This is a genomic window from Actinomyces sp. HMT897, from assembly GCF_016626125.1.
In the GTDB taxonomy this organism is placed as follows: domain Bacteria; phylum Actinomycetota; class Actinomycetes; order Actinomycetales; family Actinomycetaceae; genus Actinomyces.
Map to the genome: position 1 here is coordinate 3,192,570 of NZ_CP067336.1, position 23,080 is coordinate 3,215,649.

The following is a 23,080-nucleotide window of genomic DNA, read 5'->3' on the forward strand; positions in this document are numbered from 1 at the left end:
CGCGGCGCCTCGCCGTGACCCCGTCGGGGGCTGACGCGGCCCGCCGTCGTCGGTACCCTACGGTTATGAGGCAGCCCAGAGTCGTCGTCCTGAGCTATGGCAGCGGCAACGTACGCTCGGCCGTACGCGCCCTGGAACGGGTGGGTGCCAGCGTGGAGCTCACGGCTGAGCCCGCCGCCGTGGAGGGCGCCGACGGCCTCCTCGTGCCGGGAGTCGGCGCCTTCGGGGCGGTCATGGACCAGCTCGCCGCCGTCCACGCCCCCCGTCTCATTGAGCGGCGCCTGGCCGGCGGACGGCCGGTCCTGGGCATCTGCGTAGGCATGCAGGTCATGTTCGAGTCCAGCCAGGAGCACGGCACCGCACGCCGGGGCCTGGCGCAGTGGCCCGGGACCGTGCGTCGCCTCAACGCCCCGGTGGTGCCCCACATGGGCTGGTCGCCGGTGCGCCCGGCGCGGGGAACCGTCCTGTTCCAGGGCGTGGAGGGGGAGCGCTTCTACTTCGTCCACTCCTACGCCGCCACCACCGACCCCGCCGGGCTCATGGACGCTGGCCCCATGCGCCTGCCCCTGGCCACCTGGGCCACGCACGGGGAGGACTTCGTCGCCGCCGTCGAGAACGGGGCCCTGTGCGCCACCCAGTTCCACCCGGAGAAGTCCGGGGACGCGGGGGCGCAGCTCCTGCGCAACTGGCTGACTACCCTGTGATCCTGCCCACCGCCCTCGGAGCAGCCGACGGCGTCCCCTGACAAACCGTGAGAGAGGCCTCATGACCACCTGGATCGTCCAGCCCCCTGTTCCACGACACATCCCTCCTCTCGTCCTGCTACCCGCCGTGGACGTCGCCGGCGGCAAGGCCGTCCGCCTGCTCCAGGGCGAGGCCGGTTCGGAGACCGACTACGGCAGCCCCGTGGAGGCGGCCCGAGACTGGGTAAAGGCCGGGGCGGAGTGGATCCACCTGGTGGACCTCGACGCTGCCTTCGGGCGCGGCTCCAACGCCGCCCTCCTGGCCCGCATCGTCGGGGAGGTCGGGATCAAGGTCGAGCTCTCCGGGGGTATTCGTGACGACGCCTCCCTGTCCCGGGCCCTGGCCGCCGGGGCGGCCCGGGTCAACCTGGGCACCGCCGCCCTGGAGGACCCGGTGTGGACCGGGCGCGTCATCGCCGAGCACGGGGAGAGGATCGCCGTGGGCCTGGACGTGCGCGGCACCACCCTGGCGGCCCGGGGCTGGACCAGGCAGGGTGGTGAGCTGTGGGACGTCCTGGACCGGCTCAACTCCGCCGGCTGCGTCCGGTACGTGGTCACCGACGTCACCAAGGACGGCACCCTGAGCGGACCCAATACCGAGCTCCTGCAGCAGGTCGCCGCCCGGACCGACGCCGCCGTGGTGGCCTCCGGCGGTATCGCCCACCTGTCCGACATCGCGGCCCTGGCGGGCCTGGTCCCCCAGGGCATTGAGGGCGCCATCGTGGGCAAGGCCCTCTACAACGGCAACTTCACCCTGCCCGACGCCCTGGCCGTGGCCCGCAGGGAGCGGGTCGTCTAGGGGCCTGGCGGCGGACGACGTCGCAGGGGCCGACGACCGCCCGCGGGCTCGGCATCAGGGATGTAGTCGTCTACGGGCGGGCGGCCTGGGTTCCCGCGGGCTCGGCGCCAGGGGCGTGGCGCGTGTCCTGTCAGCCCCGACTGGTCGCGGGCGGGGTGCGTGCTCGGCAGAGGGTGGGGCGCCCACCGTCCGGGACCTCATTGAGCGCGAGGCGGGGCCCTGCTCGGCAGGGGACGTGTGGCAGGCGGTAGCGTGGCGCCGTGAGCGAGTCAGTACCACCCCCGGACGCCCCCAGCACCCCGGGGCAGGAGCCTGCTGGCGTCGGGCACGGCCTCCAGGGCGCGGACCCGCAGGCACCACAGCCTGCCGCGTCCCCGCCCACCCCCGGGGACGTGCCCCGGGCACTGCCCGGGCCGCGACCCGCGTCCCCGCCCACCCCGGGGGACGCGGCCATGGCCCGTGCCTGGAGCACGGGCGCCCGGGCCGCCCGTCAGGCCGGCGGGCGCCTGGAGGTGCCCCTGGCCGAGGCCGACGTCCTGGCCCGCGCCCAGGCGGCCCGGGCCAAGATGCAGCGGCTGCTGTCGTCCCCCACGCCCTTCTCCGGGGACGACGGCGCCGCCGACCCGGCCGTGGCACGGGCCCTGGACGCGCTGGACGCCGGGAACCAGCCCCGCCACCTGCTCCTGGAGCGCCTGTGGTCGGCCCTGGCCGCCAGCCGGGTCATCGTGCCCGTGGAGACCCACGCCCTGCCCGCCCGGACACGACCGGCAGGACCGACGCCCGGCGGGAAGGCGCCCACGCACCCGGTGCACACCGCCGACGCCTCCCGCGACGCCGCCACCCTGGCCGTCGAGCTGCCCGACGGGCACATTGCCCTGCCGGTCTTCACCAGCGTGGGCGCCATGCTCGCCTGGCGCGCCGACGTGCGCCCCGTGCCGGTGGAGCCGCGCCGCGCCGCGGTGGTGGCCTACGAGCACACCGACCAGCTGTGGGTCCTGGACCCCGGTACCCGGGACCTGCGCCTTCCCCGGCCCGCGGTGGTGGCCCTGGCAGGCGGGGAGGACTGGGTCCCCTCCTGGCGCAGCACCCTCATCCAGGACGAGCTCACCGCCCAGCTCAGCGGCCTGGAGGGGGTCACGGCGGTGGCCTTCGCCCCCGGGCAGGCGTCCGAGCTGCGGATCCTCCTGCGCGTGGACGCCTCCGCCGGGCGCGGCGCGGTGGCTGACACGCTGGCGGCCTGCCAGGAGGTCCTGGTCAACCCCGCCTGGGGTGAGCTCATTGACACCGTCGAGCTCGTCCCCCTGCCGGCCTGAGGCGTGCGGGCTCCTGCCCGTCATGCCCTGCCCCGCCCCTGCCCGTCATGCCCTGCCCCGTCCTACCCCCATGTCACCGGGGACGTACCTTAGCTGGCGGCGACGTACCCTAAAGGTACGTTGCCAATGACTAGGGTACGTCCTCGATGGCTAAGGTACGTCCCCGATGACTAAGGCGCTTAAGTACGTCCCCGGGAGACGGCGGGGCGGCGCCCTGCGCTAACCTGACACAGGTTCTTCGTTACCCCGCCCCAGGAGCCCAGATGCGTTCCCGTCTCCCCGGCCTGCTGGCCGCTGTGCTCGCTGCCGTCATGCCCCTGTCCGCCTGCTCCTCGCCCGGTGACGGCGATCAGGGGGCGTCGGCGTCGTCTGGCACCGGAGCGGACACGGTCAGTAGCGGCTCCTCCCTGGATCCTCGCTACAGCCAGGGTGCCTACGGGGCCTGGAGCGTGGAGCTCCCGGGGGACCCGCACGACACAGAGGCCTACGGTATGCGTGAGAGCAGGATGCCGGGGAGTCCTGACACCAACCGGCACCAGAGCACCCAGATCTGGGTCAGTGACGCCGGGGACGTGGCCGTCATGAGCGTCGAGCCCTACTACTACGCCACGACCCTGACCGGTGTGAACCTGGCGGACGGGTCGGTCGCCTGGAGCCTCAGCCTCAGGGACCACCGCTTCCGTACGGCCGACGACGGGGTCCACGGCAAGGAGCTGCAGGACCACGAGCTGGAGGCTCCCAGATCCCCCGAGGTCCACTGCCTGCCCCAGACGGTGGCTGACCACGTGGTCTGCGACCGGGTCGGCCTCATTGACATGACCGACGGCAGCGTGACCCCCATTGCCGCCGGGGCGGACTTCAAGGGCGTCTACCAGGGGACGGTGGTCGGCAACGTCTTTGACGGCTCCGGCTACGCCCCGGTGGGTGTCGCTGCCTGGGACGTCTCGGGCAGGGAGATCTGGCGGGTCAACGGCCTGGGGATCGGCCGCAGCGGGGTCGGGGAGGGCTGGCTGGTCGCCGAGGTCCTGGGCGGCCAGGGCGGTAAGTGGTCCGTCCTCAGGATCGCCGACGGCTCGCAGTCAGGTGAGATAACCGTGAAGGGCACCGCCTACGTAGGCGCCTCAGACCGCGGACCGCTCAGTCTGACTGCCGGGCAGTCCCTTAGTGACGTCAGCGTGACCCTGTACGACCAGGCGGGGCACGAGGTCTCCTCCTACAGCGGCACCACGGCCGTCGCCCTGGGTGTCCAGGCGTCGTTCGTGGACTACATGCTGGAGGAGGCGCCTGCGCGTCCCCTCTCCTACGACGCCTTGACCGCCATGCTGGGCTCCCAGAAGGAGGCGTCGTGGCTCAGCCACGCCGACACCCAGTGGTGGTGGCGGGAGCGGACACGGCAGGACCGGCACGGCGACTACGTCACAGGGGCTGTCCGGGCCCAGGCCCCCGACACCGTCTTCCCCGTCCAGAGCCTCCACGGGGCGGCCGGGAGCACGGTGGTCGGCCAGGGGGAGGGCGGCCTCGGCGCCTATGACGTCTCCACCGCCGAGCCCGTGTGGACCCTGGGCACGCCCAGGACCAGCCACTACTCGCCCACGACCACCAGGGGCGGCTCCTTCCTCTTCTACGTGGACAAGTCCGGGGCTGGCAGCCCGGTCACCGTGACCCTCCTGGCTCCCGGTCTGCCCACGGGCCCGGGCACCACCGCGGGTGCTGACGGCGCTGGTGGCCGCTACACCTGGCAGCCGGCGACCAGCGGACCCGCCTCCACCCTGGTCTCCGTCCCCGGCGCCGCGCCTACGAGCGCGGCCGCGAGCGCCGTCCCCTCCGGTCCCGCCAGCTCCGCCCCGCCGGACCGGCCGTCGACACCGCCCTCCGCCCCGCCGTCGACCCCGCCGGACCGGCCCTGGCCGACCCCGGAGCGGGTCACGACGGCCTCCCTCGTGCCCCTTGGCGGGCGTCGGGCGCCTTGGGCACCAGCCACCCGGCTGCTTCTCATCACTCCTCCGGTTGTGCTGGAATAACCGGCATGACCCCCAGCACCCACCCACCGCACCTCCCTGCCGGGGTGCGGGAAGCGTCCCGTCCCCTGGTCAGCGTCCAGGACCTGAGCGTGGGCTACGGGCAGGTGGCGGTGTGCGGTCCGGCCACCTTCAGCCTCACCGAGGGGGAGGTCCTGGCCCTGGTCGGGGTCAACGGGGCGGGCAAGTCGACCCTCCTGCGTACCGTGCTGGGGCTGCTGCCGCCCCTGTCGGGGCAGGTACGCCTCATGGGGCGCGTCCCCGACCCGCGCCGGGCCAGCCAGCGTGCCGCCGTGGCCGCCGACCTGGGCCAGGAGTCCTTCTTCCTGGCCCTGACCGTGGCCGAGCACCTGGGACTGGTGTGCTACGGGCACGGCGTGCCCGACCCCGCCGGGACGGTCGCCGACCTGCTGGAGGACCTGGAGCTCGGCGCCCTGGCCGGGGCCCTGCCCGAGGAGCTCTCCAGCGGGCAGAGGCGGCGCCTGGCCCTGGCCTCGGTCCTGGCCCGGCCCCGCACCCTGCTGGTGCTGGACGAGCCCGAGCATCGCCTGGACCGTCCCACGCGCCAGACCCTCGTGGACTACCTGGTGGAGGAGCGCGACTGCGGCGGGGCGGTGCTCATGGTCTCCCACGACCCCGAGGTGGTGCGTGGTGCCGCCACCCGGACGGTCCTGGTGGGCCAGGACACCCGTGAGGTGGACGTGGCCGAGGGCGTGCGCGCCATGGAGGAGGGCGCCCGGTGAGCGTCCCGGAGCCCGGCAGCAGGCGTACGTGGTCCCGGGTGCCCGACGGCGCGGCCGTGCGCGCCTGGACACGCCGGCGTACCCGGCGCCACCGCAGGGGGCTGTGGGCCCTGGTCGGTGACGTCTACACCGCCTTGTTCGCCGTGGCCATGAGTGGGGCCCTGACGGCACCCCACCTGGGGCGCCTCGTACCCGGCCAGCAGGTGCGCCTGGCTGACGGCACGCTCACGGGGGCGGGCGCCGACCCGGCCTGGGTCGTGCTGGCGGTCCTCCTGGCCGCCCTGGCCCCGGCGCTCTGGCCCCTGCGGCGTCTGGGCCCTCTCTTCCTGAGGCCGGACCAGGCCGCCTGGTGGCTGCCTCTGCCGGCGGACCGCAGCGGGCTGCTGGCCCCGGTGCTGCGGGCCGAGGTGGCCGTGGCGCTCGCGTCGGGGGCCGCCTGCGGGGCGCTGCTGGGGGTGCTGGCCGGGGCAGGGGCCTGGGGGGCGACGGCGTGGTCGCTCCTGGTGGGGGTCGGGACCGCGGGCGTCGTGCTGCTCCTGGTCTGCGACCAGCTCTCCAGGCGGGAGCCAGTGGTCCTCACGGCGGTCCTGGTCCTGGCCGGTACGGCCGCCCTGGCGGCCGCCTTCCTGACGCCCTTCCCCCGCAGCGGGTCGGCCGGCTCAGGCCTGGCCGTGGCCGGGACGGTGGGGGCGGTCCTGGTCCTGGGCGCGTGGAGGAGGGCACGTGCCGGCCTGGACGTGCTGCGCGACCGTGACCTGCTGGAGGTCGTGGCGCGTTCCTTCGGTGCGCACGTCTCCCTCCTGGCCCTGGACACCCGGGCCCTGGGACGCCTCCTGAGCCCCCCGCCGAGGCTCCCGGCGCCGGGACGCCGCGGCGGCCCGCCCCTGCTGCGCCGGGGACGTCGCCTGCCGTTGCGCCTGCGCCCCCTGGCGGTCGTGGCCCAGGTGGACGCCCTCGTGCTCTGGCGCCAGCCGCGCCGCGCCCTCCAGCTGCTCGTGGGCCTCCTCCTGGTCCTCCTGGCCGGGGTGGTCCAGGTCGGCCGCCTCCTCCCGGCGGCCGTGGTCCTGCTGGGGGCCCTGACCGCCGTCCTGGCGGTGGCCGAGCCGGCCCGGCAGGCCTGGTTCGACGTCGGGGCCCAGGCCGGCCTGCCCGCCTCGCCTTGGGCGCTGCGGGCGGGGCACCTGCTCGTCCCCGCGGGCGTCATGACGCTGTGGGCCGGCGCCTGCGTCCTGCCCCTGACCGCCGGCCGGGACCTGGCCGGGTGGGGGAGTGGCCCGGCCTTGGCCCTCCTGGCCGGGGTGGGCTGGGGCGGGGCCGCGGTGGCCTGCGGGCTACGGCCCGTTCCCGACTTCTCCGTCGGGCTGGTCGCCTCCCCGGTCGGCTCCCTGCCGCCGGCGGTGGGGCAGATGCTCCTGGGGGCCCTGGCGACCTGCGTGGTGGTCAGCCTGCCGGTGGTGCTCCTGGTCCTGGGCGGGACGGTGACCCCCGGGCTGCTGGGGATCCAGGCGGTGCTCAGCGGCGCCGTCGTCCTGTGGAGCCTGTGGGTGCCTCGTGACGGGGGCGAGTAGCCTCCCGGCAGAAGACGCCGTAGTGGTGAGGGTCACGAAAAAGTGTGTCGGCGTCGGATTGAGGTAGGAGCGTGACCTTCTGGTACCCTGTCCCCTGATCGACCGGGATCCGTCCCGGCACGCAAGCGGAGAGATCCCACCTGGGTTCCCTGTAGACGGGAGCCGGGTTCGTGCGAGGGCTTTAAGGCCCTCCGTGGTCCGTCGGCTCCGTGCCGACTGCCGTGCTCGTCAGAGGCCTCCGCTGCATGTCATGGAGCGGGGGCCTTCTCCGTCCCAGCGGTCATGAGCCACTTAGTAGTGAGGAACAGCCATCAGCGAGCCCCGTATCAATGAACGGATCCGCGTCCCCGAGGTGCGTCTTGTCGGCCCCGGCGGCGAGCAGGTCGGCATCGTCCGCGTGGAGGATGCCCTGCGTCTGGCGGAGGAGGCTGACCTCGACCTGGTTGAGGTCGCCCCTGACGCCCGCCCCCCCGTGGCGCGTCTCATGGACTACGGCAAGTTCAAGTACGAGTCGGCCATGAAGGCACGTGACGCCCGGCGCAACCAGGCCAACACCCAGCTCAAGGAGATCCAGTTCCGGCCCAAGATCGACGAGCACGACTACGGCACCAAGATCGGCCACGTCAGGCGTTTCCTGACCGGCGGGGACAAGGTCAAGTGCATCGTGCGCTTCCGCGGCCGGGAGCAGTCCCGCCCCGAGCTGGGTATCCGCCTGCTTCAGCGGGTCGCCTCGGAGGTCGCCGAGCTGGCCACGATCGAGTCCCACCCTCGGCAGGACGGCCGCAATATGGTCATGGTCCTGGCCCCCACGCGCAAGAAGGCCGAGGTCAAGTCCGACCAGCGGCGTCGCCGTGAGGAGGCGCGGGCCAGCCGCCGGGCCGAGAAGCACGCCGCCAAGGCCTCCCGTGCCGCCGAGCAGGCGGGCGCCCAGGCCGCCTCCCGGCAGCGCTGAGGCGCCGTCCCGCACCACGGGACCACCACACCCACCCCCTGGCCAAAGTCAGCGGGGTCCGCAGCCCCGGGGCCACCCGGTGGCCGAGAAGAGGAAAAACACATGCCGAAGATGAAGACGCACTCCGGTGCCAAGAAGCGCTTCCGCGTCACCGGTAGCGGCAGGCTCATGCGTGAGCAGGCCAATAAGCGCCACCTGCTGGAGGTCAAGTCCTCGCGGCGTAAGCGCAGGCTCTCCCGGGACCAGCCGGTCGCCCCCGCTGACGTCCGCCAGGTCAAGAAGCTGCTCGGCCGCTGAGCCGGCCCCTAACCCAGTCCTAAGGAGTTCTCGTCATGGCACGTGTCAAGCGGTCTGTCAACGCCCGCAAGAAGCGCCGTTCCGTCCTGGAGCAGGCCTCGGGCTACCGCGGGCAGCGTTCGCGTCTCTACCGCAAGGCCAAGGAGCAGGTCACCCACTCCGGCGTCTACGCCTTCCGTGACCGCCGCGCCCGCAAGGGCGACTTCCGCCGCCTGTGGATCCAGCGCATTAACGCCGCCGCCCGGGCCGAGGGCCTGACCTACAACCGTTTCATCCAGGGCCTGGGCCTGGCCGGGGTGGAGGTGGACCGCCGCATGCTGGCCGAGCTGGCCGTCAACGAGCCCGCCGCCTTCTCCGCCCTGGTGGACACCGCGCGCAGGGCCCTGCCGCGGGACGTCAACGCCCCCCGGGCCTGATCCGCCCGCACGCCAGTTCCTGGTGCACGACGGCGCCGCCCACCCCGGGCGGCGCCGTCGTCCTTACGCGCCTGCCCGCCCCGGACCGCCCCGTGCCGCCGCACGCCAGGGCCGCCGCGGGCACGTGGCTACCCACCGCGGGCCCGCCTGCCCATCGGTCTTGCGCCGCCCGCCCTAGGCACGTGCCTGCCCGCCCCGGGAGCGTGGCGTGTGTGCGGGCGCATACCCGTCTCCTGTTGCGTGCCCTCGACCGATCCGTTAGCGTCTTACCCGTCACCACCTACCGGTGGTGCCCCGAGGATGCCGCCTAGCGGCACAGTTCCCTGCCTAAGGAGGTCTGGCGTGCGCATGTGGATGTGTTGCTGTAGCTGTCGCTGAGACAGCCCTACCAAGCAACCCCTTCTCCGTAAGAGAGTCCACAATATGAGCACCCAGCCCCCAGCTTCCGAGCAGTCCGCTACCCCCGACCCGGATGTCCCGGTCGTCCCGGACGTCCTCGTCAGCCTCGTCGACGTCACCAAGTACTACGGTGACTTCAAGGCCCTCGACGCCGTCTCCCTGGACGTCCACCGCGGTGAGGCCGTCGCCATTATCGGTGCCTCCGGGTCGGGCAAGTCCACCCTGTGTCGCACCATTAACCGCCTGGAGACCATCCAGGAGGGGACGATCACCATCGACGGTGAGCGTCTCCCCGAGGAGGGCAGGGACCTGACCCGCCTGCGCGCCGAGGTCGGCATGGTCTTCCAGTCCTTCAACCTCTTCCCCCACCGGAGCGTCCTGGACAATATCACCCTGGCCCCCACCCGTGTGCGCAAGGTGCCCAGGGCCGCTGCCGAGGCGCGCGCCCACGAGCTCCTGGAGCGGGTCGGCCTGGCCGACCAGGCGGGTAAGCGCCCCGCCCAGCTCTCCGGCGGCCAGGCACAGCGCGTGGCCATTGCCCGCGCCCTGGCCATGGATCCCAAGATCATGCTCTTCGACGAGCCCACCTCCGCCCTGGACCCCGAGCTCGTCGGGGAGGTCCTCGACGTCATCCAGGACCTGGCCACCACCGGCATGACCATGCTCATTGTCACCCACGAGATGGGGTTCGCCCGCAAGGTCGCCGACAGGGTCGTCTTCATGGACGGCGGCCAGATTATCGAGCAGGGCGCCCCCGAGGCCTTCTTCACCTCCCCGCGCACCGCGCGCGCCCGCGACTTCCTGTCCAAGGTCCTGCCCCGCTGAGCCCCACCGGGACCAGCAGGGGCCACCTTCCACCATCGACCGGCAGCGCGCCACCACCGGGCCGTCACCACGGCCCGGGGTGCCCGGGGCTGGCGGATCTCCCCACCCGAGTCCCGTACCGGGGCCGTACGAAACGAGGAACACATGACCACCACACCCCTGACCCTGACCCGTCGTGGTGCCCTGGGCGCTGCCGGTGCTGCCGGGCTCATGGCCCTCCTGGCTGCCTGTGCGGACACCGGTGCGGACGGCAAGGCCGTGTCCACCGCCTCGGGCTCCGGAGCGGACTACCTTACCGCCGTGACCTCCGGGCCCGTGGCCACCGCGGACGTCGTGGCCGCCTCCACCTGGGCCTCCGCGGTCAAGCAGGCCGGCACCCTCAGGATCGGCGGGACCCGCACCTCCCTGGTCTTCAGCCAGGAGGACCCCGCCACCAAGAAGGTCACCGGCTTCGACGCCGCCCTGTCCCAGGCCCTGGCCCGCTACGTCCTGGGCGGTGACGACCCCCAGGCCCTGGTCGAGATCACCCAGGCCACCTCCGACACCCGTGAGACCCTCATCCAGAACGGGACCGTGGACGCGGTCTTCGCCACCTACACCATCACCCCCGAGCGGGCCCAGAAGATCTCCTTCGCCGGCCCCTACTACGCCTCCGGCCAGGCCATCCTGGTCAAGTCGGACAACTCCACCATCACCGGCGTGGAGTCCCTGACCGCCGACGTCAAGGTCGCGGTCCAGTCCGGCTCCTCCTCCGGGCCGGCCCTGGCCAAGGCCGGGTCGACCACCAAGCCCATTGAGTTCGAGGACGACTCCAAGTGCGTGGCCGCCCTCCAGGCCAACCAGGTGGACGCCTACGTGGTGGACCAGGCCCTGCTCCTGTCCCACGTGGCCACCAACAGCGACCTCAAGATCGTGGGCGAGCCCTTCACCACCGACCCCTACGGCATCGGCCTGCCCAAGGACTCCGACGCCCAGAGCTTCGTCAACACCTTCCTGAGGACCATTGAGGACGACGGCACCTGGAAGCGCATCTGGGAGGCGACCATCGGCAAGATCACCGGCGGCACCGCCCCCACCCCGCCCGAGATCGGCTCCGTGCCGGGCTCGCAGGCCGCGACGCCGCAGGCCACCGACAGCCCCGAGGCCACCGCGAGTGCCACGAGCTGAGAGGACCGGGCGCCCCCGCTGACGTGGTGGGGGCGCCCGCGTCGCGGTAGCCCGCCACCGGGCCACGCCACCAGCCCCACCACACAAACACCACCGTCAGGAGGAGCGCAGTGACCACCATTGTGCACAACTGGTCGATGATCGCATCGGGCCTGCTCACCACCCTCGTCATCTCCGTGACCGCCTACGCCGGCGCGCTCGTCCTGGGCTCCCTGCTGGCGGTGTGCCGCGTGGGCCCCCTGCCGCCCCTGCGTCTCCTGGCCGCCACCTGGGTCACCGTGGCCACCAACGTGCCGGTCCTGTGCTCCATGATCCTCCTGGGGCTGGGGATCCCCCGCCTGGGCGTCCACATCACCCTGCTCTGGGCGGCGGTGGTGGCCGTGGTGTTCTCCGGCTCGGGCTACGTGTGCGAGGCGGTGCGCAGCGGTATCAACACCGTCTCCAAGGGCCAGGTCGAGGCGGCCCGGGCCCTGGGGATGCCGTTCGGGCTCATTGTCCGCGCCGTGGTGCTGCCCCAGGCCCTGGCGCAGGCGATCCAGCCGCTGGTCAATATCCTCATCGCCTGCCTCATCGGCTCCTCCCTGGCCGCTGCCATAGGGGTGCCGGAGCTGACCAACGTCACCCGGGCGCTGAACAACAAGAGCGGTGAGGCCGTCCTCATGTTCCTCCTGTCGGGACTGGTCTACCTGGCTATCGCCTACCTGGCCACCCGCGCGGGCGGCCTCCTGGAGCGCCGCCTGACCCGCTCGCAGGGGGCGGCCCGATGAGCACCGAGCTGCTGACCACCCGCCCGGTGCCCCGCCCCGCCCGCAGGGGGCGTAAGGCCACCGACGCCGACCTCCTCTTTGACGTCCCCGGCCCGGTGGGCAGGCGGCGTCTGGACGTGCTGTCCACGGTCGCGATCCTCGTCATTGCCGCCCTGGTGGCCCTCCTGCTGCTCAAGGCCAGGCAGGTCGGGGTCCTGGACTACCCCCGGTGGCGCTACTTCCTGGGCGCCTCCACGGTCACCGTCCTGGGCAAGGCCCTGAGGGACACGCTCCTGGCGGCCCTCATCGCCGCGGTGCTGTCCTTCCCCCTGGGCGTGCTGCTGGGGGTGGCGCGCCTGTCCGCCAGCCGGGTGGTGCGCGCGGTGGTGGGCACCTGGATCGACGCCATGCGTGCCGTGCCCATGCTCCTGCTGGTCTACTTCTTCCTGCTGGCCTTCCGGCCGCTGACGGGGGTGACGCTCTCGGCGCTGTGGATGCTGGTCATTCCCATTGTCATGTGCTCCTCGGCCACGACGGCGGAGGTCTTCCGCTCCGGGGTGCTCTCCCTGCCCGCCGGGCAGAGGGAGGCCGCCCAGGCCCTGGGCCTGTCTGCGGGGCAGACCATGCGCCTGGTCCTGGCCCCCCAGGCGCTGCGGCTCATGCTCCCCACGCTCATTACCCAGCTGGTCACGATCCTCAAGGACACCTCCCTGGGCTACGTGGTGGCCTACAATGACCTGACGTACGCCGGAAGGGTGATCGAGACCTTCGCGCAGTCCAGGTACAACCTGAACGTCTTCATCCAGACCTACATTGTCATCGCGCTCCTCTACCTGCTGGTGAACTGGGCCCTGGGGGCCCTGGCCCGCTGGCTGGAGGTCCGGACCCGTTGAGGGGCGGCTCCCGCAGGCCCCGCCGTCGCGGGTCCTGCGGGGCGGTGGCCGTAGTCTGGGGCCATGAGCAACGCCTCCTCCATCCTGTCCAACGTCGGCTCCGAGCGGGTGCGGCGTGTGGCCGGCCTGATCCGGCGCCAGGCACGCAACCGGTTCGGGCGCTTCCTGGTCGAGGGGCCCCAGGGCGTGCGCGAGGCCGTGCGCCACGCCCCCGGCGCCGTCCACGACGTCTACGCCACCCCCGAGGCCGCCCGGCGGCACGCGGGGATCTGGCAGGAGGCCGAGGCCGCCGGCCTGTACCGCCACCTGGTGACCGACGAGGTCATGAGGGCCATGAGCCCCGACGCCCAGGGCGTCCTGGCGGTCGTGGCTACCCCGGGGGACCAGGCGCTGGCGCCTGTCCTGCGGGGCGCCCGGCTCGTCGTCGTGCTCACGGCGGTCCAGGACCCCGGTAACGCGGGCACCATGATCCGCACGGCCGACGCCGCCGGGGCCGACGCCGTCGTCCTCCTGCGGGGCAGCGTCGAGGTGACGGCGCCCAAGGTGGTGCGCGCCACCGCGGGCTCCCTGTTCCACCTGCCCGTGGTCACCGGCGTGGAGCTGGAGGAGGGGCTCACCGCCCTGCGGCAGGCAGGGCTGGGCCTGCTCGCGGCGGACGCCAGGGGGGACACGGACCTCTTCACGGCCGACGACGTGCTCACCGCGCCCACCGCCTGGCTGCTGGGCAACGAGGCCCACGGCCTGGGCCCCCGGGTCCTCCAGGAGGCCGACGCCGTGGTCCGCGTCCCCGTGTTCGGCCACGCGGAGTCCCTCAACGTGGCCAGCGCCGCGGCGGTCTGCCTCTACGCCTCCGCCCGCGCCCAGCGCTGAGGGGCAAGCCCTTGGCGCCGCCGCCACGGCCCTGTGCCAGTGCCGCTAACCGCGGGCACGGACCCGGGAGCCGTGGGGTTCGCCTGCTGGCCGTTGGCGGCGGGCACCGCCTTGCACGGCCTCCCACCGGTCCTGCCGGTGGCGGGGTGCTGCTGCTCCTGGCCTTTGCCCGGGTACCGGGGCCCTCGTCTGTCCCCGGGTCGTCGTGGGGCCCGGGCGCGCGAGTACGGCCAAGGACGCCCCGGCGGCACTGCATTAGGATGCCCTTAGTCGAGGCGTGCTGGTCTTGGGCCCGCACGGCCCCGTAGAGACCTATGAGAGGAACCGCAGGTGCCACTGTCTACCACCCTCCTCGTCTGCGACGTGCTCGCCACGGGCATGGTCGCCGGCTTCCTCACCATGTACTGCCTCACGATCGGCGGCTACTTCACCTTCATGGTGCGCACCGGGCGGGCAGAGGAGCTCCAGCGCACCTACCCCGAGTTCCGGCGTCGCATCCACCTGAAGTCGGTCTACGGCTTAACAATGCTCCTGCAGCTCCTCGTCGCCCTCGTGACGCTGGTCGCGGGCCGGGGAACCGGGGTCCTCCACCTTCTGCCAGCCGCCTGCTGCCTGCCGTTCCTCCTCCTCGTGCACGGGCTCACGGGCTTCACCCGCCCCGAGGAGCGCCTGGTGAGCGGCCAGCACCTCACCGACACGGAGCTCGCCCGCTATGCGCGCCTCAACCTCCCCCTGCACGCGGTGTACGCCTGCCTCTACGCGGCCTCCACGCTCCTCCTGCTCATCCCGGCACTCACCTGACCGCCCCTGACCGCCCGCCGCCAGGGCCCGGGTCCCGGCGGCAGACGGTCAGCGGCCGTACCGCCCGCCAGCGGGTCGACGTAGTCGCCCCGGTAGCGGGGGCACCTCGGGCATTGGGCACAGGGTCGCCCGGTAGGTGTCTGGACGCCCCGGCGGCAGCTGGCAGGTACCGGGCGGCCCGTGCGGCTCAGGCCCCCAGGTCCCGGCGCCGCCAGGCTGCCAGGCCCACCAGGATCCCAGCGGCCCCCACCACCGCCTGCACCACCAGGGGCCACCAGTCCACCGGGCCGACGACGTCCAGGTGGTGGCCGAGCACGCTCAGGTCCCGCGCCCAGCGGGGCAGCCTGACCAGGCCCCCGAAGAACTGGGCGAAGACGCTCCAGGCCACCACCGCCCAGGCCAGGCTGACGTACCGGGGCGCCAGCCCCACCAGCGCCAGGGCCAGGCCGACCGCCGCGAGCAGCCCCGGCAGCTGGCTGAGGGTGAAGACCAGGGCCCGACCCACCGCGTGGTCCACGGTGACCTGGGTGGCCACCGCCGCCGCGAGCACCCCGCCGGAGAGCACCAGCAGCCCGGCGCCCTCGAGGGCGGCGGCACCCGTCCGGGTCAGGAACAGGCACGTGCGCCCCACCCCGGCAGCCGCCTCGACCTCGACCAGCCCCGCCCGCTCGTAGGCGGCCAGCCCGCTCGCCCGGCCCACCGCCGCCACGACCACCAGGAGCACGGTGAGGACCGTCAGCAGGGACAGGAACTGCGCCACCGGGCTGCCCTCGGCCATGAGGGCGACGTAGGCCTGTGTGGGCGAGCCCGGTTCCAGCAGGGTGGTCACCGTGCCCGACATCGCCCCGAACAGGACGGACACGGCCACGGCCGCCACCGCCCAGGAGCCAGCGGAGCGCACCGCCAGACGTCCCAGGAGGTCAGCGTGCCCCCGCACCCGCCACCGGCGTCGGCTCGACGCGCGGTCCGGCAGGTACCCGCCCAGGTACTCCCGACGCCGGTACAGCAGCGCCCCGCCGGCCAGGAGGGCCAGGCACAGGCAGGTGCACGCCAGCAGCGGCCACGCGCGGTCCTCGGTGTAGGGCCGCACCAGGTCGCGCCAACCCAGGGGGCTGACCCACCTCAGCCACCCTGAGAGCCGTGAGGAGCCGGCCTCGTCGGCCGCCACCCGCAGCCCGAAGGCCACCCCGAGACAGGCCAGGGACAGGCCCCGCGCCCCGGGCCCGCTGCGGGCCAGCTGGCACACCACCACGGCCAGGGCGAGAGCGGCCCAGCCGACCACCGCGACCGTGCCCGCCACGGCCCACGCCCCGACGACGGTCAGCTCGGCCACGTCCAGCGTCATGACGTGGAGAATCCCGCCCACGCCCGCCGCGAGCAGGCCCACCGCCCCGGCCACGAGCAGGACCGGGGCGGCCAGGGGCACCCAGCGCCCGGCCCCGGCGCCACGTACCACCTCCACCAGGCCCTCGTCCTCGTCGGCGCGCAGCAGCCGGCACGTCAGCAGCACCGCCATGAGGCTGACGCACGTGAGCAGGTAGCTGCCCACCTCCCACTGGGCGAGCTGGCCGATGGTGCCCGGGTAGGGGAGGACCCCGTAGAGCAGCCTGGTACCGGCTGAGGCGCGCATGCCCTCAATGAGCCCGGCGCGCAGCTCCAGGGTCGGGTAGGCGCTCTGGTAGCTCGGGACCATGGCGGCCAGCCCCCACAGCGGCAGGACCCAGGCGAGTACCCGGACCCGGCACCTGTAGGTGAGCAGGCGCAGTGCCGGCCCCAGCCCCGCGAGCGCGTCGGAGCCGGCAGGGGCACGGCCTCCCGCCGCGCTCACAGGACGTCCTCGTAGTGGCGCAGGAACAGGTCCTCCAGGCTGGCGGCCTGGCAGGTCACGTCGGTGGCCCGGTGCCTGGCCACCACCTCCAGCACCTCGGGCACGCGCCCGGCCGGGACCTGGACGACCAGGTGGTCTCCGTCACGCTCCGGGGCGGTCCCGAGGGCGGTGAGCGCCGCCGCCACGGCGTCGAGGCGCCCGGGGGTGTCACGGACCTCGACACGGGTCCGTGACAGGCGCCGCAGGGTACCCAGGTCCCCGTCCTCCACCACGCGCCCGTCCTTGACAATGGTCACCGCCGAGCACAGGCTCTGCACCTCGGCCAGGACGTGGCTGGAGAGCAGGACGGTGCGCCCCGCGCTCGCGGCCCGGGCGACCTCCTGGGTGAACACGCGCTCCATGAGCGGGTCCAGGCCGGATGTGGGCTCGTCGAGGACGAGCAGCCGGGTGGGGGCGGCCAGGGCGGCGATGAGCGCCACCTTCTGCCGGTTCCCCTTGGAGTAGGTGCGCACCTTCTTGCTCGGGTCCAGCTCGAACCGCTCCGTGAGCTCCTCCTCCCGGGCCCGGTCGCGTGAGCCGCGCAGGCCGGCCAGGGCGTCCAGGACCTGCCCGCCGGTCAGGTTCGGCCACAGGACGACGTCCCCGGGCACGTAGGACACCTCCCGGTTGATAGCCGAGGCCTGGTGGCCCGGGTCGCGGCCCAGGACGCGCACGCTTCCGGCGTCGGGCCGGTACAGGCCCAGCAGCACGCGGATGGTGGTGGACTTGCCGGCCCCGTTGGGGCCCAGGAAGCCGTGGACGGATCCGGCTGACACCTCCAGGTCCAGGCCGTCCAGCGCGGTCACGCGCCCAAAGCGCTTGACCAGGCCCCGGACGCGCACAGGTGCCTGGTTCTCGTGGTCGGTCATAGGGTCCTCTCTCCAGTGGTTCTGGTCACAGAACAGGGTCCTTTCCTGCTGAGCGGCGGATGGTGGCGGCGAAGTCGGGGTCGGCGAGCAGGAGCTCCAGGAGACGGCTGGCGAAGGCGTGCTGGGCGGGGCAGGGGTAGCCGGCGTCGGACAGGACCTGGACCAGGTGCCACATGGCGTGTCCCATCACCCCGTCCGGCAGGTCGCCCAGGACGGCCAGGGTGAGGTGCTTGTGGCGGCTGATCAGGTCCATGCTGCGGGCGGCCAGGTCGCGGGCGGTGGCGACGCCCTGGCCGCCGGGCATCTGGGCCAGGCGGGCGAAGGTGGTGATCTGCTGGGCGCACGTGTCGAGCTCGGCGTCGTCAAGGGCCTCGATAAAGGGGACGACGCTGTCGGGGACCATGCCGAGCGACCCCAGGACCAGGACCATCTGGCGCTCCGCGTGCACGCTGCGCACGTCCCCGCCCAGGGCCCGGACCCGCGCCTCGAGCGCGTCGTAGAAACGGGTCAGGGCGCTCGGGACGGGGGCCAGGGCCTGGCCGGCCTCCACGCGGGCGATGAGGGCGTCGATCCGCTGCGCCTGCTCGGCCAGCAGGCGGCGCTGGGCCGAGATGGTGTCCCTCACGGCCCGCAGGTCGCTCAGCACCACCTGACGGTGCGACCCGGTGCCGGGCCGCTCCGGGCAGGTGGCGGGGTCGGGGGCCAGGACCTCGGCGACCTGGCGCAGCGACAGGCCGCTGTCGGCCAGCCACCGGATACGCAGCAGGCGCGCCAGGTGCCCGACGCCGTACTCGCGCCTGCCGCGCACGGTGGGCGGTACCTCCAGCAGGCCCAGGCGGTGGTAGTGCCTGACCGCCCGGGGCGTGGTCCCGGCCAGGTCGGCGATCTTGGTGACGCGCATGGCCCCATCCCACCAGGTGACGCAACGTCACCGTCAAGCGGTGGCGGGAGGGCGAGGGCGTCTGGAGTCGAACGTACCGGTGGGGCCGACTACTCTGGGACCCGGCACGAGACACCCAGACCCGGTGGGAAGGCACACTCATGACTCATGCACCCGGCGCGCTCTCGCCCCTGGACGAGGCGGGCGTCAACGCCGCCGTCCAGGAGGCCCTGGCCGCCTTCGCGGCAGCCGACTCCCTGGCGGCCCTCAAGGAGGCCCGTCTGGCCCACACCGGCGACGCCTCGCCCCTGGTCCTGGCCAACCGGGGTATCGGCGCCCTGGACAGGGCGGACAAGCCGGTGGCCGGCAGGCTCCTGGGCGCCGCCCGCGCACGCCTCCAGGCCGCCCTGGCCTCCCGGCAGGAGGCGCTGGAGGCCGCTGCCGAGGAGGAGATGCTCGCCACCGAGGCCGTGGACGTCACCGTCCCCACCGCGCGCGCGGCCGCCGGCGCCCGCCACCCCCTGGACGTCCTCATTGACGAGGTCTGTGACCTGTTCACCGCCATGGGTTGGTCCATCGCCGAGGGCCCGGAGGTGGAGCACGAGTGGTTCGACTTCGACGCCCTCAACTTCGACGCCGACCACCCCGCCCGCCAGATGCAGGACACCTTCTACGTCCGGGGCGACTCCGTCGGCGCGGCCGACGACCAGGACCCCAACCTGGTGCTGCGCACCCACACCTCCCCGGTGCAGGCCCGCGTCATGCTGGACCACCGGCCCCCTATCTACGTGGCCTGCCCCGGCAAGGTCTTCCGCTCCGACGAGCTCGACGCCACCCACACCCCCGTCTTCCACCAGGTCGAGGGCCTGGCCGTGGACAGGGGCCTGACCATGGCCCACCTCAAGGGCACCCTCGACCACTTCGCCAGGGCCATGTTCGGGCCCGAGGCCCGCACCCGCCTGCGCCCCTCCTTCTTCCCCTTCACCGAGCCCAGCGCCGAGATGGACCTGTGGTTCCCGGCCAAGAAGGGCGGGGCCGGGTGGATCGAGTGGGGCGGCTGCGGCATGGTCAACCCCGACGTGCTCACCGCCTGCGGCATCGACCCCGAGGTCTACACCGGCTTCGCCTTCGGCATGGGCCTGGAGCGCACCCTCATGCTGCGCCACGGCATCGCCGACATGCACGACATCGTCGAGGGCGACATCCGCTTCTCCCAGCAGTTCGGCACCACCGGAAAGGGTCACTGACATGCCATACGTCCCCCTCGAGTGGCTGCGCGAGCACGTTGACGTCCCCGCGGGCCTGAGCGCCGCCCAGCTCGCCGCCGACCTGGTGCGGGTGGGCCTGGAGGAGGAGCGCGTTCTCCCCCCCGCCGTCACCGGCCCCCTGGTGGTGGGCAGGGTACTGACCCGCGAGGCCAGGAAGCAGTCCAACGGCAAGACCATTAACTACTGCCGGGTGGACGTGGGGCCTGCGCACAACGACGCCCCCGGCACCGGCAAGGAGCCCTCCGAGCTGCCCAGCCGCGGGATCGTGTGCGGCGCCCACAACTTCGACGTCGGCGACCTCGTGGTGGTGTCCCTGCCCGGCGCCGTCCTGCCCGGCGACTTCCGTATCGCCGCCCGCAGGACCTACGGGCACGTCTCCGACGGCATGATCTGCTCGGCCCGGGAGCTGGGTATCGGCGAGGACCACTCCGGCATTATCGTCCTGGGGCGGTGGCTGGCCGAGCACGGCCGCACCGGTGAGGAGCCCCCCGCGCCGGGCACCGACGCCGTCCCCCTGCTGGGACTGGGGGAGGAGGTCCTGGAGATCAACGTCACCCCGGACCGCGGCTACTGCTTCTCCATGCGGGGCATGGCCCGCGAGTACTCCCACGCCACCGGGGCCCGCTTCACCGACCCCGCCGACGCCACGAACCCGGACCTGTTCCCGGGCGGCCTGGCCCCGTCCACCGGGTCCACGGACGGGGTCTCCCACCCCGCCGACGGGGCCTTCCCGGTGCGTATCGACCCTGACCCCAGGCCCGTGCGCGGCCGGGCGGGCGCCGACCGCTACGTGGCCCGCGTGGTGCGCGGTATCGACCCCGCCGCCCCCTCCCCGGCCTGGATGCGTGAGCGCCTGACCGCCGCCGGGATGCGTCCCATTAGCCTGATCGTGGACGTCACCAACTACGTCATGCTGGACCTGGGCCAGCCCCTGCACGCCTTCGACGCCGGCAAGCTCACCGCCCCCGTCGTGGTGCGCCGCGCCGGGGCGGGGGAGTCCCTGACCTTCCTGGACGGGGTCACCCGCACCCTGGATCCTGAGGACCTGGTCGTCGCCGACTCCCCGGACGGGCCCGGCTCCCGCCCCCTGGTGCTGGCCGGGGTGTTCGGGGGCGCCGACGCCGAGATCGACGCCGCCACCACCGACGTCGTCATTGAGGCCGCCCACTTCGACCCGGTGAGCGTGGCCCGCTCCGCGCGCCGCCACCGCCTGCCCACCGAGTCCTCCAAGCGCTTTGAGCGCGGGGTGGACACCGCCCTGGCCCCCGTGGCCGCCCAGCGGGCTGTGGACCTGCTCGTGGAGTACGGCGGGGGGGTCGCCGACCCGGTGGCCTCCGACGTGGACCGCACCTCGGCCCCCGCGCCCCTGGTGGTGCGCCCCGACTTCGCCGCCCGCCTGGCCGGCGTGGACTACGACCCGGCGCGCGTCACCGAGCTGCTGACCATGATCGGCTGCGTCGTGGCGCCCGCGCGGGCCGAGGACGGCACCGGGATGCTGTCGGTGACCCCGCCCACCTGGCGCCCCGACCTGGTGGGCCCCGCCCACCTGGCCGAGGAGGTCGCCCGCCTTGACGGCTACGACTCCATCCCCGTCATCGTGCCCGCGGCACCCGCTGGCACCGGCCTGACCCCGCGTCAGCGGGCCCGGCGCGACGTGGTACGGGCCCTGGCTGACGCCGGGATCACCCAGGTGCTGTCCTACCCGTTCATCGGGGACGTGCACGACCGCCTGGGGATCCCGGACGACGACCCGCGCCGTGCCACCGTCCGCCTGGCCAACCCCCTGGCCGAGGACGCCCCCGCCCTGCGCACGTCCGTCCTGGACTCCCTGGTGGAGGTCGCCGGGCGCAATATCTCCCGGGGCCTGGGCGACGTGGCCGTCTACGAGGTGGGCTCCGTCACCCACCCGGCTGGTACCGTGCCCGCCGCCATCCCCGGGGTGGACCGGCGCCCCACCGCCGAGGAGGTCGCCGCCCTGGAGGCGGGGATCCCCTCCCAGCCCGTGCACGTCGGCGTGGTCCTGACCGGGGCGCGCGTCAGGGGCGGGGTGCCGGGGCCTGACCGCCCCTGGGACTGGGCCGACGCCGTCGAGGTGGCCCGCACCGTCGCCGCGACTCTGGGCGTGGAGGTGTCCGTCCGCGCCCCTGAGCGGCCCTACGCCCCCTGGCACCCCGGGCGCACCGCGGAGATCCGCCTGGCACCGGTGCGCCGGGGCAGGGACCTGGTCCCCGGGGAGCTGGTCGGCCACGCCGGGGAGCTCCACCCGCGCGTCGCGCGTACCCTGGGCCTGCCACCGCGCGCCTGCGCCGTCGAGCTGGACCTGGACGTCCTCCTGGACGCCTCCGCGGCAGCGGGACCCCTCCAGGTCAGGCCCGTCTCGACCTTCCCCGCCGCCAAGGAGGACATCGCCCTGGTGGTGGACGAGTCCGTCCCGGCCGCCCAGGTGGAGTCCGTGGTCCGGCAGGCCGCCGGGGACCTGGCCGAGGAGGTGCGCCTCTTCGACGTCTTCCGGGGCCCGCAGGTCGGTCAGGGACGTAAGTCCCTGGCTCTGTCCCTGGTGCTGCGCGCCGCGGACCGCACCCTGACCGCCGGCGAGACCGCCGCCGTACGCAAGCGCGTGGTCAAGCGTGCGGGCAGGCTCCTGGGCGCCGAGCTGCGCAGCTGAACGGCTGGCCGCCGAGCCGGGTGCCCGGGTGCCGACCTCCTGACCCGCACCCTGACCGAGCCGGCCGGGCCGGGGCGCCCGGGAAGGCAGCTGCGTGTGCGTACCCCCGGCCCGCGGCCAGCCGGGGTGCCCGGGCCCGGCCGGCGGACGTGCCGCCATGGCGTGATACACGTCATGACGGCAGGTGCGTTACCGGGACGTGAACAGACGGCGGGTCCCGGACACGGCCCCGGCCTTCAGCGATACTGGTCGTCATGAAGATTCTGCTCACGTCCTCCTCCCGCCACGGCTCGACCGACGAGGTCGCGGCCGTCATCGCCGAGCGGCTGCGTGCCGCCAGGATCGAGGTGGAGGTCATGCGTCCCGAGGACGTCGTCAGCGTGGACGGGTACGACGCCTTCATCCTGGGCAGCGCCGTCTACATGACCCAGTGGACCCCCCAGGCCGTCGACTTCGCCAAGCGCTTCCGCGACACCCTGGCGGCCAGGCCCGTGTGGGCCTTCTCCGTGGGCCTCTCCGGCCTGCCCAAGGGCAAGGTGGCCGACCCCACGCGCATTGGCCCCGTCCTGCTGGCGCTGGAGCCTGAGGACCACGTCACCTTCCCCGGGCGCTTCGCCCCCGCCGACCTGAGCCTGCGTGAGCGCGCCGTGGCCCGCCTGGGCGGGGCCTCCGAGGGCGACTACCGCGACTGGGACACCGTGCGCGCCTGGGCGGACGCCATTGCCACCACCCTCACCGCCAACGCCTGAGCCACCCGCTCCCGCACGGGGACGGGGCGGGAGCGGGCCCCTCACGGAGCGCCGGTCCCGGACGGCACAGCGGTCGCCAAGGCTGACCCAGCGGGCCCCGCACGCGGAGCGCCGGTGCTCCTGCGGGAACGCCGTGAGCGCCCCGTTCTCAGTACGAACAAGTACCGTTCTCGCGGTACCTGGCTGTGAGCAAGGTGACGGCAGGGAGGCGCCTCGGCAATTGCATGTCTAT

At 73.6% G+C, this 23,080-nt stretch carries 20 protein-coding genes and 1 pseudogene; 18 read left to right on the top strand and 3 right to left on the bottom strand.

Translation table 11 applies throughout. From position 1 onward, the window contains the following. The first annotated feature begins 65 nt into the window (after positions 1-65). From hisH to JJJ15_RS12470, 15 genes and pseudogenes are all read left to right on the top strand, one after another. Positions 66-704 (top strand): imidazole glycerol phosphate synthase subunit HisH, encoded by a 639-nt coding sequence (gene hisH, locus JJJ15_RS12400; RefSeq protein ID WP_106108910.1) that lies wholly within the window; start codon positions 66-68, stop codon positions 702-704. Positions 705-765: 61 nt separating this feature from the next. Continuing rightward, positions 766-1,542 carry a bifunctional 1-(5-phosphoribosyl)-5-((5-phosphoribosylamino)methylideneamino)imidazole-4-carboxamide isomerase/phosphoribosylanthranilate isomerase PriA gene (priA, locus tag JJJ15_RS12405; protein ID WP_200510951.1) on the top strand — a complete coding sequence of 259 codons (777 nt, stop codon included), beginning with the start codon at positions 766-768 and terminating at the stop codon, positions 1,540-1,542. Positions 1,543-1,802: 260 nt separating this feature from the next. Further along, a complete protein-coding gene (locus JJJ15_RS12410; protein WP_348641477.1) occupies positions 1,803-2,855 on the top strand; it encodes an SseB family protein in 1,053 nt (350 codons plus the stop codon). Between the two features lie 263 nt (positions 2,856-3,118). Continuing rightward, positions 3,119-4,876 (top strand): hypothetical protein, encoded by a 1,758-nt coding sequence (locus tag JJJ15_RS12415; protein WP_200510952.1) that lies wholly within the window; start codon positions 3,119-3,121, stop codon positions 4,874-4,876. Positions 4,877-4,881: 5 nt separating this feature from the next. Next, positions 4,882-5,616, top strand: a complete 735-nt coding sequence (locus JJJ15_RS12420; protein ID WP_200510953.1) for an ATP-binding cassette domain-containing protein — start codon at positions 4,882-4,884, stop codon at positions 5,614-5,616. Then, positions 5,613-7,184, top strand: a complete 1,572-nt coding sequence (locus tag JJJ15_RS12425; protein ID WP_200510954.1) for a DUF6297 family protein — start codon at positions 5,613-5,615, stop codon at positions 7,182-7,184. Before JJJ15_RS12420 ends, JJJ15_RS12425 begins: the two co-directional genes overlap by 4 nt. Positions 7,185-7,494: 310 nt before the next feature. Then, positions 7,495-8,004, top strand: a pseudogene (gene infC, locus JJJ15_RS12430) (translation initiation factor IF-3); the annotation flags it as partial. 234 nt (positions 8,005-8,238) lie between these two features. Further along, positions 8,239-8,433 (top strand): 50S ribosomal protein L35, encoded by a 195-nt coding sequence (gene rpmI, locus JJJ15_RS12435; protein ID WP_200510955.1) that lies wholly within the window; start codon positions 8,239-8,241, stop codon positions 8,431-8,433. Positions 8,434-8,468: 35 nt separating this feature from the next. Next, on the top strand, positions 8,469-8,849 hold the full coding sequence (rplT, locus tag JJJ15_RS12440; RefSeq protein WP_200510956.1) for a 50S ribosomal protein L20: 381 nt from the start codon (positions 8,469-8,471) through the stop codon (positions 8,847-8,849). A gap of 423 nt (positions 8,850-9,272) precedes the next feature. After that, positions 9,273-10,073: an amino acid ABC transporter ATP-binding protein gene (locus JJJ15_RS12445; RefSeq protein WP_200510957.1), complete on the top strand. Its 801-nt coding sequence runs from the start codon at positions 9,273-9,275 to the stop codon at positions 10,071-10,073. A gap of 144 nt (positions 10,074-10,217) precedes the next feature. Further along, entirely contained in the window at positions 10,218-11,240 is a 1,023-nt protein-coding gene (locus JJJ15_RS12450) for a glutamate ABC transporter substrate-binding protein (RefSeq protein WP_200510958.1), read from the top strand. A 110-nt stretch (positions 11,241-11,350) separates the two neighbouring features. Next, the gene (locus tag JJJ15_RS12455) at positions 11,351-12,007 is read left to right on the top strand and encodes an amino acid ABC transporter permease (RefSeq protein WP_200510959.1); all 657 of its coding nucleotides are present in this window, start codon (positions 11,351-11,353) and stop codon (positions 12,005-12,007) included. Then, entirely contained in the window at positions 12,004-12,879 is an 876-nt protein-coding gene (locus JJJ15_RS12460) for an amino acid ABC transporter permease (RefSeq protein WP_200510960.1), read from the top strand. Before JJJ15_RS12455 ends, JJJ15_RS12460 begins: the two co-directional genes overlap by 4 nt. A gap of 63 nt (positions 12,880-12,942) precedes the next feature. Beyond that, on the top strand, positions 12,943-13,749 hold the full coding sequence (locus JJJ15_RS12465) for an RNA methyltransferase (protein ID WP_106108922.1): 807 nt from the start codon (positions 12,943-12,945) through the stop codon (positions 13,747-13,749). Between the two features lie 330 nt (positions 13,750-14,079). Next, the gene (locus tag JJJ15_RS12470; protein WP_200510961.1) at positions 14,080-14,550 is read left to right on the top strand and encodes a hypothetical protein; all 471 of its coding nucleotides are present in this window, start codon (positions 14,080-14,082) and stop codon (positions 14,548-14,550) included. Positions 14,551-14,737: 187 nt separating this feature from the next. On the opposite strand, the gene JJJ15_RS12475 is transcribed toward JJJ15_RS12470, so the two are convergent. The 3 genes from JJJ15_RS12475 to JJJ15_RS12485 are packed head-to-tail and all read right to left on the bottom strand — an operon-like array spanning position 14,738 to position 18,187. Beyond that, the gene (locus tag JJJ15_RS12475) at positions 14,738-16,378 is read right to left on the bottom strand and encodes a Tat pathway signal protein (RefSeq protein WP_200510962.1); all 1,641 of its coding nucleotides are present in this window, start codon (positions 16,376-16,378) and stop codon (positions 14,738-14,740) included. Next, positions 16,375-17,286, bottom strand: a complete 912-nt coding sequence (locus tag JJJ15_RS12480) for an ABC transporter ATP-binding protein (RefSeq protein ID WP_200510963.1) — start codon at positions 17,284-17,286, stop codon at positions 16,375-16,377. Before JJJ15_RS12480 ends, JJJ15_RS12475 begins: the two co-directional genes overlap by 4 nt. Before the next feature lie 25 nt (positions 17,287-17,311). After that, on the bottom strand, positions 17,312-18,187 hold the full coding sequence (locus JJJ15_RS12485; protein WP_200510964.1) for a MerR family transcriptional regulator: 876 nt from the start codon (positions 18,185-18,187) through the stop codon (positions 17,312-17,314). A gap of 140 nt (positions 18,188-18,327) precedes the next feature. Between JJJ15_RS12485 and pheS the strand changes: the two genes are divergently transcribed. The 3 genes from pheS (at position 18,328) to JJJ15_RS12500 (ending at position 22,848) form a co-directional block, all read left to right on the top strand. Beyond that, the gene (gene pheS, locus JJJ15_RS12490; protein WP_200510965.1) at positions 18,328-19,413 is read left to right on the top strand and encodes a phenylalanine--tRNA ligase subunit alpha; all 1,086 of its coding nucleotides are present in this window, start codon (positions 18,328-18,330) and stop codon (positions 19,411-19,413) included. 1 nt (position 19,414) lies between these two features. Further along, positions 19,415-22,099: a phenylalanine--tRNA ligase subunit beta gene (gene pheT, locus JJJ15_RS12495; RefSeq protein WP_200510966.1), complete on the top strand. Its 2,685-nt coding sequence runs from the start codon at positions 19,415-19,417 to the stop codon at positions 22,097-22,099. Between the two features lie 254 nt (positions 22,100-22,353). Continuing rightward, positions 22,354-22,848 (top strand): flavodoxin domain-containing protein, encoded by a 495-nt coding sequence (locus tag JJJ15_RS12500; RefSeq protein ID WP_106108930.1) that lies wholly within the window; start codon positions 22,354-22,356, stop codon positions 22,846-22,848. Positions 22,849-23,080 lie beyond the last annotated feature (232 nt).

Excerpts from the sequence above, each read along its gene's own strand:
- hisH (WP_106108910.1), top strand. The coding sequence starts at position 66 with ATGAGGCAGCCCAGAGTCGTCGTCCTGAGCTATGGCAGCGGCAACGTA.
- JJJ15_RS12480 (WP_200510963.1), bottom strand. The coding sequence starts at position 17,286 with ATGACCGACCACGAGAACCAGGCACCTGTGCGCGTCCGGGGCCTGGTC.
- JJJ15_RS12450 (WP_200510958.1), top strand. The coding sequence starts at position 10,218 with ATGACCACCACACCCCTGACCCTGACCCGTCGTGGTGCCCTGGGCGCT.
- JJJ15_RS12415 (WP_200510952.1), top strand. The coding sequence starts at position 3,119 with ATGCGTTCCCGTCTCCCCGGCCTGCTGGCCGCTGTGCTCGCTGCCGTC.
- pheS (WP_200510965.1), top strand. The coding sequence starts at position 18,328 with ATGACTCATGCACCCGGCGCGCTCTCGCCCCTGGACGAGGCGGGCGTC.
- JJJ15_RS12420 (WP_200510953.1), top strand. The coding sequence starts at position 4,882 with ATGACCCCCAGCACCCACCCACCGCACCTCCCTGCCGGGGTGCGGGAA.
- JJJ15_RS12460 (WP_200510960.1), top strand. The coding sequence starts at position 12,004 with ATGAGCACCGAGCTGCTGACCACCCGCCCGGTGCCCCGCCCCGCCCGC.
- JJJ15_RS12465 (WP_106108922.1), top strand. The coding sequence starts at position 12,943 with ATGAGCAACGCCTCCTCCATCCTGTCCAACGTCGGCTCCGAGCGGGTG.
- rplT (WP_200510956.1), top strand. The coding sequence starts at position 8,469 with ATGGCACGTGTCAAGCGGTCTGTCAACGCCCGCAAGAAGCGCCGTTCC.
- JJJ15_RS12445 (WP_200510957.1), top strand. The coding sequence starts at position 9,273 with ATGAGCACCCAGCCCCCAGCTTCCGAGCAGTCCGCTACCCCCGACCCG.
- JJJ15_RS12485 (WP_200510964.1), bottom strand. The coding sequence starts at position 18,187 with ATGCGCGTCACCAAGATCGCCGACCTGGCCGGGACCACGCCCCGGGCG.
- JJJ15_RS12500 (WP_106108930.1), top strand. The coding sequence starts at position 22,354 with ATGAAGATTCTGCTCACGTCCTCCTCCCGCCACGGCTCGACCGACGAG.
- priA (WP_200510951.1), top strand. The coding sequence starts at position 766 with ATGACCACCTGGATCGTCCAGCCCCCTGTTCCACGACACATCCCTCCT.
- pheT (WP_200510966.1), top strand. The coding sequence starts at position 19,415 with ATGCCATACGTCCCCCTCGAGTGGCTGCGCGAGCACGTTGACGTCCCC.
- rpmI (WP_200510955.1), top strand. The coding sequence starts at position 8,239 with ATGCCGAAGATGAAGACGCACTCCGGTGCCAAGAAGCGCTTCCGCGTC.